Below are 14,539 nucleotides of genomic sequence, written 5' to 3'. Positions count from 1 at the left end.
GGGCGGCCGGATCGTACGGGGGCGGAGCGGGTCGCGGGCGGTTCACGGGCAGGTCGGGAGCGGATCGCGCGCGGCCGGGTTACCGGCGGTCACGGCCGTCGCCTCCTAATGGGACTCCCCGTCGGCCGGAGCCGTCAATCCCTCGCGCACGACTTATTGACGCCGCGTCTATCAGCGCGTGAGCCTCGGGGAAAAGCGCCGGAAGGAGCCGTCGGTGACGCCTGCGCACGGCCGCCCGGAGCGGCTCCCGAAGACCGGTCGCCCCCGGTCGCCGAGGTCCACGAGGCCGTCGCGCGGGGCGAAGCCCGTAACCCCCCGTCCGGAAGGCCGACGGCCGTGCGGCCGACCGCCGACCGCCGGCCGACCGCGGCATTCGACCGTCGGGGCGGGCGGACGGGGAAGGCCGGCCGGTCAGTCGGTGGCTTTGGGGTGCCCGGTGCCCGAGTGGGTGATCCAGACGGTGCGGTCGGCGTCGTCGACGAGGTACCAGATGCGGCCGCCGCCGGTGACCTCGTACTGCCAGTGCTCCATCGCCTGCCCCTTCCAGAGCGTGGAGCCGAGTTTGCCCTTGAGGCGGTGGTGACGCGCGGGGTCGTCGGTGGCGCGCGGGGTGGATCGGATCTTGTCGAAGGCGCGGCGGAGATTTCCCGCCGCGTGACGGGAAAGCTCGTCCCAGCCCTTGGCCGCCTCGGTGGTGGCGAACCGCAGGTCGTATGCGGCGCCGATCGGGGGTGGTGCCGCGCGGTCACCGCGCTTGGGGCTCACTCCGTGGTCTCTTCCGAGGGTGTGGGTACGGGGCCGAGGTCGCCCTCGGGCTCGCGGGTGAGGACGGCGCGCAGGGCCGGGTCGGCGTGAATCTCGGCGCTGTGCCGCCACTGGGCCAGCAGGAGTGCGAGGGGGGCCAGGTTCTCCAGCGCGGCGGCTCCGCGGGCGGTGTCCGCCAGTTCGCCGAGCAGCTCCTCGATGTCCTCCTCGGGGAGGAAGACCGACCAGGGCAGGGCGTCGGGCAGGACCTGGCGCAGTGCGGTGGTGTTCTCGGTGCGTACCAGGCCGGCGAGCAGGCGTGCGGTGAAGTCGACCACGGTGGAGTCCTGCTCCAGCTGGTCGGCGCGGATGAGCGCGAGGTCGCTGGCGTCGCGTCGGCGCAGGCGCAGGGCGCGGACCGCGTCCAGGCGCCGGGCGGTGGCGGCGGGATGGTGGAGCAGCTCGCTGAAGGGCACGTCCTCGTAGGCCGTCGTCATGACATCCACAGTAGCTCGGATGTCCTGGCCGGGTAGCGGAACGCGGTCGGGCTATCCCCGTCCCTCCTCCTCCAGCCGCAGCGCCTCCTCCATCACCGCCTTCGCGATCGGCGCCGCGTTGCCGCCCCCGCTGATGTCCGTGCGGTCCGCCTCCGCGTCCTCGACCACGACGGCCACCGCCACCGCCGGCTGCACGGCGTCGGCGGCCTGCGCCCAGGCGATGAACCAGGCATACGGAGTACCGGTGTTGCCGAGGCCGTGCTGGGCCGTGCCCGTCTTGCCGCCGACGAGGGCGTCGGGGATGGCGGCGTTGGTGCCGGTGCCGTCCTCGACCGCCCGCACCATCAGCTCCCGCAGCGCCCGCGCGGTCGAAGGGCTCATGGCCTGGCGGTAGCCGCGCCGTACGGCGCTCTCCACCGTGCCGCCGCGCGCGGTCGTGGTGCGCTCCACCAGATGCGGCTGCGCGATGTCGCCGTTGTTCGCGACCGCCGCCGCCACCAGCGCCATCTGCAGCGGAGTGGCCGCCGTGTCGAACTGGCCGATCGACGACAGCGCCAACTGGTCCGCGCTCATACGGGTGTCGAACGTCGACTTCGCCACCCAGGACGGGATCCGCAGCCCCGTGTCGTCGAAGCCGAAACCGCGCGCCGCGTCGACCATCCCCGCGAGCCCGACCTTCACCCCGAGCCCCGCCATCACCGTGTTGCAGGACCACTGGATCGCGTACGAGAGGGACGCGTTCTCGCAGCCCGTCGCCTCGTTGGGCAGCACCTGGCGGGTGCCGGGCAGCACGAAGGGGTCCGGGATCCCGGTCGGCGCGTCGACGTCCGTCACCACCCCCGCGTCGAGCGCCGCCGCCGCCGTCACGATCTTGAACGCCGAACCCGGCGGATACGTCTCCCGGATCGCCCGGTCCAGCATCGGCCGGTCCGGCGCCGCGTTCAGCCGCTGCCACGCCCGCGCCACCTCCGCGCCCGTCCCCGACAGCACCCCCGGGTCGTACGACGGCGAGGACACCAGCGCCAGGATCCGCCCGCTCGACGGCTCGACCGCCACCACCGCCCCGCGTCGCCCCGCGAGCCCCCGGTAGGCGGCCTCCTGCATCCGGGCGCGGATCGTGGTGACCACCGTGCCGCCCGGCCGCCGGCTCCGGGTCAGGTCGTTCCACAGCGGCAGCGGCGCCAGCCGGGGGTCGGTGCCCGCGAGCAGATCGTCCTCGGTGCGCTCAAGCAGGCTGGTGCCGTACGTCTGTGAGGCGTAGCCGGTCACCGGCGCGTACAACGGCCCTTGCGTGTACGTCCGTTCGTAGCGCAGTTGCTGTCCGCTGTCCCGGGCGCCGGTGACCGGACGGCCGTCCACCAGGATCGCGCCGCGCGGCTGGCCCCAACGAGCGATCGCGGTACGCCGGTTGGCCGGGTTGTCGTCGTACGAGCCCGCCTGCACCACCATCACCCGGGCCGCGTTGACGAGCAGCGCCACCAGCAGGACCAGGCAGAACGCGGCGGCCCTGCGGATGTGACGGATCACCGGACGTCCTCGACGGCGGGGGCGACGATCCCGGCGGCGGGCGGCTCCGGCAGCGGGGCGCGCGCCGAGTCCGAGACCCGGACGAGGAGGGCGACGATCACCCAGTTGGTGACGACCGAGGAACCGCCCTGCGCGAGGAACGGCATCGCCATGCCGGTGAGCGGGATCAGCCCCATCACCCCGCCGGCGATGACGAACACCTGGAGCGCGAGGATCGACGACAGCCCCACGGCCAGCAGCCGGCCGAAGGCGTCGCGCAGCGCGAGCCCCGCGCGGAAGCCTCGGCCGACGAGCAGCGCGTACAGCAGGAACACCGCCGTCAGCCCGACGAGCCCCAGCTCCTCGCCGACCGTCGCGAGAATGAAGTCGGACTTCGTGGCGAAGCCGATGAGCGTCGAGTGCCCGAGGCCGAGCCCCGAACCGAACATCCCGCCCGCCGCGAACGCGAACAGTGACTGCGCGAGCTGCCCCGGCCCCTGACCCGCCCGGATCGAGGCGAACGGGTCCAGCCAGTCCTGCACCCGCGAGTGCACATGCGGTTCCAGCGACCCGACGAGGAACGCGCCGGCCGCGGCGAGCAGCAGCCCGACCGCGATCCAGCCGGTCCGGCCGGTCGCCACGTACAGCATGATCACGAAGAGGCCGAAGAAGAGCAGCGAGGTGCCGAGGTCCCGTTCCAGGACCAGCACGCCCACGCTCACCAGCCAGATCGCCACGATCGGTCCGAGCACCCGGCCGGTGGGGAACCGGAACTTCCACACCGTGCGGCCGGTGTGTGCGAGCGCGCCCCGGTTGGCGGCGAGATACGCGGCGAAGAAGACCGCGAGCAGAATCTTCGCGAACTCGCCCGGCTGGAAGGAGAGTCCGCCCAGCCGGATCCAGATCCGCGCCCCGTTCACGGCGGGGAAGAAGATCGGCAGGATCATCAGGCCGAGCGCGGCGGCGACGGAGAGATACGCGTAGCGCTGGAGGGCGCGGTGGTCCCGGATCAGCAGCACGACCACGATGAACAGACCGACGCCGAGCGTCGACCAGACGAGCTGGGTCGGCGCCGCCTGATCGTCCGGGGTCTCCAGGTCGAGCCGGTAGATCAGGGCCAGCCCGAGCCCGTTGAGCAGGACCGCGATCGGCAGGAGCAGCGGATCGGCGTACGGGGCGCGCAGCCGGACCGCGAGATGGGCGAGCAGGGCGAGGGCGCCGAGCCCGGCGCCGTAGCGGGCGGCGTCCGGGGGGACGGCGCCGCTGCGGGCGAGGCCGACCTGCGCGTAGCCGAGCACGGAGATCAGGACGGCGCCGACGAGCAGCGAGAACTCGACACCGCGGCGCCGGGGGACCCGCACCCCGGGCGGGGGCGGGTCCGCGGCCTCGGTGCGCGGTGCGGTCATGGTCCGCAACGTAGCAAGCAGTAAGCCTTATGTCCCTTTTGTGTGACGGTGTGCCGTCGGGAGTCCGGGGGTGGAGGGGTGGGGGTGGGGGACGGGTCTCGGGCGGTGGGGGTGTGACGGCGGGTGTGCGGCGGTGGGGGTACGGCCGTGGGGGTACGGGGCCCAGGGGCCCGGGCGTCAGGGCCTTGCGCGCGCCGCGCCGCAGTGGTGCGAGGTTCGGCTCGCCGGCCGTTGCTCCGCCGCCCGGCCCGTTACGCCCGCCCCATGACGCCCGGCCCGTTACGCCCGCTCCCTGAGGGCGACCCCCATGGGCCTCCGCAGCCCTCGCGGGAATCACCGCCGGGACTCACAACCCCCGGCGCGTCATCAGGTCCAGCGCCGCCTGGCACAGTGTCAGCAGCTTCTCGTCGTCGTGGACGTCGTGCGAGCCCGCGCCGTCCTCGCGCGCGTTGTGCCGCCGTCGGCGGGACAGTTCCGCGCGGACCACCGGCTCCGCCTCCGCCGCCAGCGGACCCATCTCCGCGAGGCACTCGGCGACCTCCACCCGGGCGAACCGGTTCTCCTCCCAGGCGGACAGCAGGACCGGCAGCACCGCCGCCGGCTCCCCGGCGACCCGCCACAGGGCCGTCGCCGACCGCACCCGGACCCACAGGTCCCGCGAGCCCAGACCCGCCCGCAGCGCCGGAGCCGCGTCGCGCGCCGCCGGGCCGATCGCGCCGAGCGCCTGCGCCGCCGCGCACCACTCGGCGCACGTCGTCCCCGGCCGCAGCCACTGCTCCAGCGCGGCGACCGCCTCCTCGGGCGGGCCGTCCAGGGCCCACAGCGCCTGCGCCGCCACCGACGACACCGCCGCCGACGGGGCGTCGAGCAGCTCCCGTACGTCGGGCAGCGCCTCCCGGGCCGCCGGCCCGAACGCGGCCAGTGTCCGCAGACACGCCTCGCGCACCCACTCGCGCCGGTTCGGCGGCGCCCCGCGCAGCACCCGCAGCACCTCCGGCAGCGCCTGCGCGCCCCGTACCGCCGCGAGCGCGTACAGCAGGGGCGCCGACCGCTCGTACAGCCGCTCGTCCAGCGCCACCTCGGCGAGCCGGCGGCGCAGCACCGGGGCGAGCGGCATCGCGGCGGGGCCGAGCGCGTCCACCGCGTACAGCAGCTCGCGCCGTACCTCCCGCTCCTCCAGGGCCCGGGCGAGCAGCGGCACCGCCCGCGCATCCCCCGAACGGGCGAGGGCGAGGAGCGCCGCGCTCTGTCCGAAGCCGGCCGCGACCTGCTCGCCGGGGCCGCTCGGTCCGCCCCATCCGTCCCGTCCGCCGTGCCCGCCCTGCCCGGCGCGTCCGCTGTACCCGTCGTACCCGCCGCGCTCGTCGTACCCGCTCTGCCCGCCGTACCCGTTCTGCCCGCCGTACCCGCCGTGCCCGTCCCGGCCGTGCGGCGTGAGGGGCAGGGGGTCGGCGAACCCGGCGGGGCCGGCGGCAAGCCGCTCGGCCAGCGCGTCCGCCGCCGGCGCGGCCAGTTCGAAGAGCCGCTCCAGGAACGAGGTGGCGGCCTCGCGCAGCCGAGGTTCCGGGTCGCTCAGCTGCTCCCCGACGAGCCGTACGACCTCCTCGTACCGCCCCCGCCAGATCCGGATCAGCCCGCCCGCCAGCCAGATCGCGTCCGAGCGCTGCCCCCAGTCGGGGCTGCGCAACTGCGCGAGGAGCAGGGCGAGCCGGTCGTCGACCCGGTCGTCCAGGGCGGTGTGCAGGGTACGGAGCAGCTCCTCCGTCCAGGGCGTGCGGCGGCCCGCCGAGTGCTCCTCAAGGAGTTCGCGGACCTGGCCGATCAGCGTCGGCGCGGCGGTCTTCGGGGTCTCGGTGGGGCGGTCGGGCGGGGTGGTGCGCACCTCTTCGAGCAGGACGGTGACCAGGTCCACCACGTCGTCGGGGATCTCGGCCGGCGCGCACCGGGCGAGCTGGGCGAGCGCGGCGAGCCGCAGCCCTGGCGCCTGCGCGGCGCGCACCAGCCAGGCCAGCCAGTCCACGGTCTCGGCGTGCAGCGCCTCGTGCCGCAGCGCGATCCGGCCCACGGCAGCGACCAGCGCGAGCCGTACCTCGGTGTCGCGCTCGACGGTCAGGCGCTCCCGCAGGAGTCCGAGCACCCGCGCCGGGTCGGGGTGCAGGGAGGCGAGCGCGCAGGGGGTGGCGAGCCGTACCTCCAGATCGGGGTCGTCGACCAGGCCGAGGAACACGTCCGCCCCGGCGGCGATCGCGGCCGCCGCCATCGCGTAGTTTCCGGCGGGGATGAACTCCTCGTCCTCCGGGTCGAGTTCGTCCAGCTCCTCGTCGCCGTTCAGATCGATCCCGCCGACGCTGGTGAGTAACTCGACGATGCCGCCCCGGTCTTGGACGGTGGGGTCGGCGACGAGTTCGAGGAGGAAGGGGATGCAGGCGAGGGTCGAGTCGTACACATCGCCCTGGTGGTGCACCGCGCCGTACATGTCGTCCAGGGCCTGTTCGCGCTCGGCGGGATCGTCGGAACCGAGTCCGCGCAGCAGCTCCGGCACATCGTCCGCGGGGCCGTACGCATGCCCCAACGAGGCCCAGTCGACCTCCTCGATCCCCGTCAGCATGCCAGGCCGCCTTCCCCGTGAGCGCTGTACCAGGCAGCAAGTGTGCACCAATAGGCCGTCTCCAAGGCCCTGCCTGCGGGACCGGCGCCGCCGCGGCGCGCCCGGCCGCTCGCTTTGCGCCACGCCGGGGAAGGCGAGGGGGGCCGACCGGCCCTTGACCCGGCGCTCACGGGCGTCCGTGAGCCCTCTGGAGCCGCTCCGTTCACACGCGCGCGCCCGCTGGACCGGCGCACTTGTGTGCGGGGGCGTGGAAAGGGGCGCTCGGGAGGGGCGCACAGGGAGTTTGTCCTGAACGGAGCGCAGAGAAAAGGCAGTCGGGATTCGGCCAGCAGGGGTCTCGGAGGGTTGCCAGATGGTAAAAGGGTGGTCAACGGGGCCGCTTCACCGCCCGTTTTCCTCCTCTTTCGGAGCTGCGTCGGGAGGGGGGTCGGAGAGGTCGTCCTGGGGCGGGCCCAGTGGGGTGTCCGGGGGTGAGTCCGGGGGCGTGGTGGCGTCCCGTACCCGTACGAACCGGGCGGTGTCCTGGCGGCCCGCGGGCAACCGGAGTTCGACGGGCAGGGGGTCGGGGAGCGGGCGTACGGTCCCGTGTTCCGGATCCTCCTCCGGCGCGCCGAGCCGGCCGGCCGTCGACTCGGCGACCTGGTGCGCCTGGAGACCGGTGAGTCGCGGAGTGGTCCGCAGGGTACGGCCGTCGGCGAGCCGGACGAGCAACGCGTGCGGGCGGTCCGGCGGCCCGAACACCCCGACCAGCGAGGCGTCTTCGGTGTCCGCGTGCCGGATCTTCCGCCACGCCCAGGTGCGGCCCGGGCGGTACGTGGAGTCCCACGCCTTCGCCACGATCCCCTCGACGCCCGCCGCGCGCAGTGCATCGAACCACTCGCGGGCCGTCGCCTCGTCGTCGGTGGCGAGCACCCGCTGGAGCGGCGGACCGGTCCCCGCGAGGGCCTCGGCGAGCAGTTCCCAGCGCTCCCGCAGCGGCCGGCCGCGCAGATCGCGCCCGGGCAGGGCGAGCAGATCGAAGGCGATGTACGAGACGGGGACGCCGGCCCGCTCGCGGTCCCGGTGCGAACGCAGCAGGTCGGTGAAGCTGAGCCGGCCCTCGCGGTACGCGCACAGCTCGCCGTCCAGGACCACGCCCGGCGGCAGGGCCTCGCCCAGATAGGCGGCGATGGGCGGGAACTCGGGCGCCAGATCGCGGCGGGCCCGGGACTGCAGGACGACCCGGCCGCCGTCGAGGACGAAGGCGAGGGCACGGAATCCGTCGAGCTTGAGGGAGTACTGGAAGCCGCCGGGGACACCGCCCTGCCGGGGGATCTCGTCCACGGAGCGCGGCCGTACGACGTCGAGGGGTGGGCGCAGCACGACGGGGTCGGCCGGGGCGTCGGTCCGGTGGGCCGGGTCCGTGGGGCCGGGGCCCGGGCCGGAGCTGTCGGCGCCCCCGCCGGCGGTGGTGCCCGTCATGGCAGGGCTCCGGCCGCCGCCGGGTCGAAGAGCGGGGCGAGCAGATCCCCGTACCGTTCCAGGCGCGGCGGCACGGCGTCGAACAGCAGCACCAGCCGTCCCGGGTCGCCCGAGGCCGCGGTGTCCGCGACCTCCTCCCAGGTCACAGGCGCGGAGACGGTGGGCAGCCGGCGGGCCCGCAGGGTGTAGGGGGTCGCGGTGGTCTTCGCGGCGGCGTTCTGGCTGTGGTCGACGAAGACCTTGCCGGGGCGCAGGGCCTTGGTCATCCGGTGGACGACCAGTGCGGGCAGCTCCTCCGCGGCCTCGACGGCCAGCCGGCGCGCGTACGCGGAGACCTCGGCGGACGGGGTGGGGGTGAGGGGCGCGAGCAGGTGCAGACCCTTGGAGCCCGAGGTCTTCGGGCAGGCGGTGATTCCGTCGGCGGCGAGCCGTTCCCGCAGGTGGAGGGCGACCCGGCAGCACTCGACGACGGTCGCGGGCGGCCCCGGGTCGAGATCGAGGACCAGCCGGTCGGCGACGGCGGGGGAGTCCGCCCGCCACTGCGGGGTGTGGAACTCCACCACCAGATTCGCCGCCCACACCAGCGACGGCAGGTCCTGGACCATCACCTGGCGGGCGCGGGGCGCGTCCGAGCGGGGCACCGGGGTGGTCGTCACCCAGGCGGGGGTGCCGGGCGGCGGATTCTTGGAGAAGAACAGCTGGCCGTCGGGGCCGTCGGGATAGCGCAGGAAGGACACCGGCCGGTCCCGCAGATGCGGCAGGATCGCGGCCTCGACGACGGCGTAGTAGTGCAGCAGCTCCCCTTTGGTGGTGCCGGTGGCCGGGTGGAGGACCTTGTCCAGGTTGCTGAGGGAAAGGCGCCGCCCCGCCACCTCTGTGACCGGCGTCATACGATGAGAATCGCATGGAATCGGAATCTTTGACGCAATTGCGACGAGGTGGATGGGAAAGGGGATGGATCGTGCGATCGATCTGGAACGGGGCCATATCCTTCGGCCTGGTCAGCATCCCGATCAAGCTGGTCAACGCGACCGAGAGCAGGTCCGTCTCCTTCCGTCAGATCCACGCCGCCGACGGCGGCCGCATCCGCTACAAGAAGGTGTGCGAGCTGGACGGCGAGGAGGTCGTCCAGGCCGACATCGGCAAGGCATACGAGGACGCCGACGGCACCATGATCCCGATCACCGACGAGGACCTGGCCGCGCTGCCGCTGCCGACGGCGAAGACGATCGAGATCGTGGCCTTCGTGCCGGCCGGTGACATCGACCCGCTCCAGATGGACGCCGCGTACTACCTCTCCGCCAACGGCGTGCCGGCCGCCAAGCCGTACATCCTGCTGCGCGAGGCGCTGAAGCGGAGCGAGAAGGTGGCGGTCGCGAAGTACGCGCTGCGCGGCCGGGAGCGCCTCGGCATGCTGCGGGTGGTCGACGATGTGATCGCCATGCACGGACTGCTCTGGCCGGACGAGATCCGCGCCCCGGAGGGCGTCGCGCCCGAGACCGAGGTGTCCGTGCGCGAGGCCGAACTCGACCTGGCGGACGCCCTGATGGCCACCCTCGGCGAGGTCGACATCGACTCCCTGCACGACGACTACCGCGAGGCCGTGGAGGAGATGATCGCCGCGAAGGCGGCCGGCGGCGAGGGGGTCGCCCCGCCGGAGCCCGAGACGCCCGGCGGCGGCAAGGTGATCGATCTCATGGCCGCCCTGGAAAGCAGTGTCCGCGCGGCCAGGGAGTCCCGGGGTGAGCCCGCCGAGGTGACCGAACTCCGGCCGAGGGGAGGGGAGTCGGGTCGTACGGCGGTATCCACGCGGTCCGGCTCCCGGTCCGGCTCCCGGTCCAGTCCCCGTCCCGGCTCTCGTTCCCGGGCCACACCCAAGGAGACCGGAGCGAAGAAGTCCACGGCCAGGACGGCGAAGAAGGCGACGGCGGCGCCGGCCCGTAAGTCGACATCGGGCGCCTCGGCCTCGTCGTCCAAGGCGACGGAGAAGAGCACCAAGTCCACTGCGAAGAAACAGACTTCGAAGAAGAGTGCGGCGAAGAAGGAGCCGTCGGGGAAGGCCGCGCCGCGCAAGCGCAGCGCTTGACAGGGGAGCGGTCCGGAGGCGCGTACCCCCGGCCCTCGTCGGCGGGCGTCTATGGGTGTCGGCAGGTGTCGATCAGGGTCCGCGGTGGCGCGGCGGGCCCCGGTCCGGACCAATTCCCCGCCCGCCTATCCGGGGATCGCGCATTGTACGATCCGGTGGCGATAAACATCGGCGAATATGCCAAAGTCACATGCGGAAGGCACCTTTGACATAGCCGAGGGGTGGTTTTTAGGCTCTCGGTCAGTTGTCCATGGGGGGAAGATGATTCAGCGCGTGCCGGATAGTCCCGCACCTCTCGATGTGACGGGCGTCTTTTCCGCGGCAGGTGGCGATGTCTGGCGGATCCTGGTGGTGGACAGCGACCTCGCGCACGCGGAGCCGCTCGTGGCGGGCCTGCGCCGGTGCGGCCACCAGGTGAGCCGCGTCGAGACCGGGGGCGCCGCGCTCCGGGCGTACGGCGACATGGATCTCGTCCTCATCGACCTCGAACTGCCCGACATCGACGGGCTGGAGGTCTGCCGGCTGATCCGCGCCGCCGGCGACACCCCGTTCATCGCGCTCAGCACCCATGGTTCCGAACTGGACCGGGTGCTCGGCCTCCAGGCGGGTGCCGACGACTATCTGGTCAAGCCATACGGGTTCCGTGAACTCGTGGCGCGCGCCCAGGCCGTCATGCGCCGGGCCAGACCCCGCCCGCGCTGTACGGGGGTCATCGCGCGCGGTGCGCTGCGCATCGACGTCGGCGCGCGCGAGGTCAGCCTCGACGGCAGACACATCGACGTTACTCGCAAGGAGTTCGACATCCTGCATCTGCTTGCCTCCGACCCGGGGAACGTCGTTCCCCGCAAGCGGCTCATGCAGCAGATCTGGGGCGACTCCTGGTCACGGCGGACCGTGGACACCCATGTGAGCAGCCTGCGCGGCAAACTGGGCTGTCCGGACTGGATCGTGACCGTGCGCGGCGTGGGGTTCAGGCTCGGCGACGGCTGACCGGTCAAGCGGCCGGAACCAACGGTGACTTGACCTTCACCTGCCCGGCCACCCCTCCGACTCCGCGCTCTCCAGCCCCTCTTGCGATCCCACCCCGGGAAGGACACCACCGATGCGGGCCGACGCCTGGCTCCTGGACGTCACCGAGGAATCCGCCCCCGGTGCCGCCGACCTCACCCCGCTCGACGCCCATGAGCGCGAGCGGGCCGCCGCGTTCCGTCGGCCCGTCGACCGGCACCTCTACACGGTGGCGCACCTCGCCCTGCGCACCCTCCTCGCCGGGCTGCTCGGCGCGCGCCCCGCCGATCTGGTCTTCGGCCGCGAACCCTGCCCGTGCTGCGGCGCGCCGCACGGCCGCCCGGTCCTCGCCACCCCCGGACCGCCCCCGCTGCACTTCTCCCTGTCCCACACCCCCGGGCTCGTCCTCGTCGCGACCGCGCCCGTCCCCGTCGGCGCGGACGTCGAACACCGCCCCACCCCCGCGTCCGTGCGCGACCTGGTGAGCGTGCTGCATCCGAGGGAGCGGGCCGAGATCGAGGCCGAGCCCGAGGGGGAGCCCCGTGCCGCCGCCCTCGGCCGGATCTGGGCGCGCAAGGAGGCGTACCTCAAGGGCCTCGGGACCGGCCTCGGCCGCGACCTGGCCCTGGACGACCTCGGCGGCGACCCCGTCCGCGAGTCCGGCCGCCATCCGGCGGGCTGGGCCGTGCGCGACCTGCTCTGCGGTCCGCGCCATCACGGCGCGGTCGCCCTGCGCACCCTTGGGACGGGCACGGAGCCGGCCCCCGGAACCAGCCCCGGCCCCGAGTCGGAATCCGGCTCCGCGTCGGGGTCCGCGTCCGGGGCCGAACCGCGACTGCACCGTTTTCCGTCGCTCGCAGCGCTGCGGGCCGAACCGCCCGCGCCCATAAGGGAGTAGCGCGTCCCGGCCTCGCCGTAGTCCGCCGGGCTCCCCGTACCCTGGCGGGCCCGGCCGGGTCCTGCCGGATCGGATCCCCGGCGGCACGCCCACGGCACGGCGACGGCCCACGGCACGGCGACGGCCGCGCGATCCCGTACGACCTCCGCGCGCCCCCCGTACAACCCCTGTACGACGACCGGCCGTGCGGAATCCGGCGCCGTCGCGACCCCCTCGGGCCACCCCGACGGAATCTTGACATTCTCTTGCGGAAATCACACGGAAAGCCCGCGCGGTCTGCGGAATTGCACCGCTCTCTGACTTCCCCGCACGTTGAAGCGGACCCGGGAACCGACGAAGAATCATGGCCGTGTTCCGGCCCGATTCCGACGGCCGGTTTCTTGGTCACGCAGGATTTCCGGGGGTCAATCCCGGGATCGTTATGGGGGATTACGTGATAACTCGGCGCAGCATGCTCAAGACGGGCATGGCGACCAGCGCGGTCGGGGCCGCCGGCCTGCTGATCCCGGCCACCGCGGGCTCGGCCACGGCAAGCCCGGCCGGTGCGACCGGTGCGGCCGGTGCGCGCGGCGCGTCCGCCGTGACGGACCTGGACCCGGCCTCCGTACCGAAGTTCACGCAGGCCATGCCGCTGGCTCCGACGGCCACGCCGTACATGTCCATGCCGATGATGATGGACTGCTACGCCCTGACCATCCAGGAGGCGGACAAGGAGGTCCTGCCGGGCGCGCTCACCCGGGTCTGGACCTTCAACGGCAGCTTCCCCGGGCCGGTTCTCAAGGCCAGGAGTGGTGTCCGCACCGTGGTGGACCAGACCAACAACCTGCCCGTGGGCATCTCCGTCCATCTGCACGGCGCGCACGTGTCGGCGGACAACGACGGCGACCCGATGGTGCTCATCCCGCCGAACGGCGGCAGCAAGACGTACACGTACCCGAACTCCCAGCCGCACGCCAACCTGTGGTTCCACGACCACGCGCACCACGCCGAGTCGGAGAGCGCCTTCCGAGGTCTGGCCGGCACGTATCTGCTCACCGACGACGTCGAGCAGAGCCTGAACCTGCCGAGCGGCGCGTACGACGTGCCGATCCAGCTGCGCGACGCCCACTTCGACGACCAGGCCCAACTCGTCTACCAGATGGGCGACCAGAGCCGTAACGTCATCCTCGCCAACGGCAAGGCGTGGCCGTATCTCAACGTCGCCGCGCGCAAGTACCGCTTCCGGCTCTGCAACACGGCGAACACGCGGTTCTTCACGCTCGCCCTGTCGGACGGCGCGACCTTCCAGCAGATCGGCTCGGACGGCGGACTGCTCCCCGCCCCGGTCACCGTCAACCAGGTGGTGATCTCCCCGGGCGAACGCGCCGACATCGTCGTCGACTTCTCGAAGTACGCGGTCGGGACGACCCTGGAGCTCCGCAACGAGGGGACCGGCGGTCTGATCGACCAGATCAGCAAGGTGCTCCAGTTCCGGGTCGACCGCACGGCGGCCGACACCAGCGTGGTGCCGAGCACCCTGCGCACCCTGCCGGCGCTGCCGGCGGCCACGGTCAACCGGTCCTTCACGCTGGCGATGGGCGGCGGCGTGGCCACCATCAACGGCCTCGCGTACGAACACGGCCGGATCGACACCGAGATCGCGTACGGGGCCACCGAGGTCTGGACCGTCACCAACCCCGGCCCGGGCAACCACAACTTCCATGTGCACCTGGTGCAGTTCAGGGTGATCGAGCGGAACGGGACGCCGGTGACCTCGGGGCCGGAGTACGGCCTGAAGGACACCGTGCGGGTGGGGGCCGGGGAAACGGTCAAGATCCAGGCGACCTTCACCGGCTACCGGGGGCAATACCTGTACCACTGCCACATGTTCGACCACGCCGCGATGGGCATGATGGCCACGCTGCGCGTGTCCTGACGCGGCGGCGCGTACGTCCCTGGCGTACGTCCTTCACGTACGTACTCCCCGCGCCCTCCGCCGAGTTCCCTCCCGCGCCCCTCGCGTGCGTCCCCCGCGTACGTCCCCCGCGCCGCCCCTGAGGGGAGACCCTCGTGTCTCCCCTCGGGGGCACCCTCAGGGCGGTCAGCTCCCCGCATAACGGACCGACTTGGTCGCCCTTCGGATAAGTGCAGGTCAAATTCTTGTTGCATACCTGTCAATCCGATCGGTCTGCTGGCACGCTTCCGACGCACCAGCACCACGCACCACCCCCCACTCACCCCCCACGCTTCACAGCGAAGGAGCCCGCGTGAACCGCCTGCAGTCCTCGCCCCGCCGTACCACCGTCCGCGCCGCCGCCCTGCTCGCCTCGGCGGCCATGGTCGTCA

The 14,539-nt window shown here is 73.1% G+C and carries 11 protein-coding genes; 4 read left to right on the top strand and 7 right to left on the bottom strand.

Annotated elements, in window-relative coordinates; all coding sequences use genetic code 11:
* Positions 1 to 411 precede the first annotated feature (411 nt).
* The 7 genes from ABZ990_RS25560 to ligD form a co-directional block, all read right to left on the bottom strand.
* The gene (locus ABZ990_RS25560; protein WP_361236002.1) at positions 412 to 765 is read right to left on the bottom strand and encodes a hypothetical protein; all 354 of its coding nucleotides are present in this window, start codon (positions 763 to 765) and stop codon (positions 412 to 414) included.
* Complete coding sequence (locus tag ABZ990_RS25555; RefSeq protein ID WP_361235999.1) at positions 762 to 1,241, bottom strand: hypothetical protein; 480 nt, start codon at positions 1,239 to 1,241, stop codon at positions 762 to 764. The genes ABZ990_RS25560 and ABZ990_RS25555 overlap by 4 nt, the downstream gene beginning before the upstream one ends.
* Before the next feature lie 51 nt (positions 1,242 to 1,292).
* Positions 1,293 to 2,768, bottom strand: a complete 1,476-nt coding sequence (locus ABZ990_RS25550; protein ID WP_361235996.1) for a penicillin-binding transpeptidase domain-containing protein — start codon at positions 2,766 to 2,768, stop codon at positions 1,293 to 1,295.
* Positions 2,765 to 4,153 (bottom strand): FtsW/RodA/SpoVE family cell cycle protein, encoded by a 1,389-nt coding sequence (locus ABZ990_RS25545; protein ID WP_361235993.1) that lies wholly within the window; start codon positions 4,151 to 4,153, stop codon positions 2,765 to 2,767. The genes ABZ990_RS25550 and ABZ990_RS25545 overlap by 4 nt, the downstream gene beginning before the upstream one ends.
* Positions 4,154 to 4,499: 346 nt before the next feature.
* Positions 4,500 to 6,761, bottom strand: coding sequence for a PBS lyase (locus ABZ990_RS25540; RefSeq protein ID WP_361235990.1), 2,262 nt, complete (start codon positions 6,759 to 6,761; stop codon positions 4,500 to 4,502).
* A gap of 381 nt (positions 6,762 to 7,142) precedes the next feature.
* Positions 7,143 to 8,222, bottom strand: a complete 1,080-nt coding sequence (locus ABZ990_RS25535) for a DNA ligase (protein ID WP_361235987.1) — start codon at positions 8,220 to 8,222, stop codon at positions 7,143 to 7,145.
* Positions 8,219 to 9,112: a non-homologous end-joining DNA ligase gene (gene ligD, locus ABZ990_RS25530; RefSeq protein WP_361235984.1), complete on the bottom strand. Its 894-nt coding sequence runs from the start codon at positions 9,110 to 9,112 to the stop codon at positions 8,219 to 8,221. Before ligD ends, ABZ990_RS25535 begins: the two co-directional genes overlap by 4 nt.
* A 71-nt stretch (positions 9,113 to 9,183) precedes the next feature.
* Here ligD and ABZ990_RS25525 point away from each other — a divergent pair, with 71 nt between their 5' ends.
* From ABZ990_RS25525 to ABZ990_RS25510, 4 genes are all read left to right on the top strand, one after another.
* A complete protein-coding gene (locus ABZ990_RS25525) occupies positions 9,184 to 10,308 on the top strand; it encodes a Ku protein (RefSeq protein ID WP_361235981.1) in 1,125 nt (374 codons plus the stop codon).
* A 273-nt stretch (positions 10,309 to 10,581) separates the two neighbouring features.
* Positions 10,582 to 11,298: a response regulator transcription factor gene (locus ABZ990_RS25520; RefSeq protein WP_361235978.1), complete on the top strand. Its 717-nt coding sequence runs from the start codon at positions 10,582 to 10,584 to the stop codon at positions 11,296 to 11,298.
* 112 nt (positions 11,299 to 11,410) lie between these two features.
* Complete coding sequence (locus tag ABZ990_RS25515; protein WP_361235975.1) at positions 11,411 to 12,214, top strand: 4'-phosphopantetheinyl transferase superfamily protein; 804 nt, start codon at positions 11,411 to 11,413, stop codon at positions 12,212 to 12,214.
* Between the two features lie 466 nt (positions 12,215 to 12,680).
* Positions 12,681 to 14,129, top strand: coding sequence for a multicopper oxidase family protein (locus tag ABZ990_RS25510; protein ID WP_361235972.1), 1,449 nt, complete (start codon positions 12,681 to 12,683; stop codon positions 14,127 to 14,129).
* The last annotated feature ends 410 nt before the right edge of the window (positions 14,130 to 14,539 follow it).

It is taken from the genome of Streptomyces sp. NPDC046203 (assembly GCF_040646255.1).
In the GTDB taxonomy this organism is placed as follows: Bacteria; Actinomycetota; Actinomycetes; order Streptomycetales; family Streptomycetaceae; genus Streptomyces.
The sequence above is the reverse complement of the archived record's forward strand: the minus strand, read 5'-3'. Positions and strand labels throughout refer to the sequence as shown.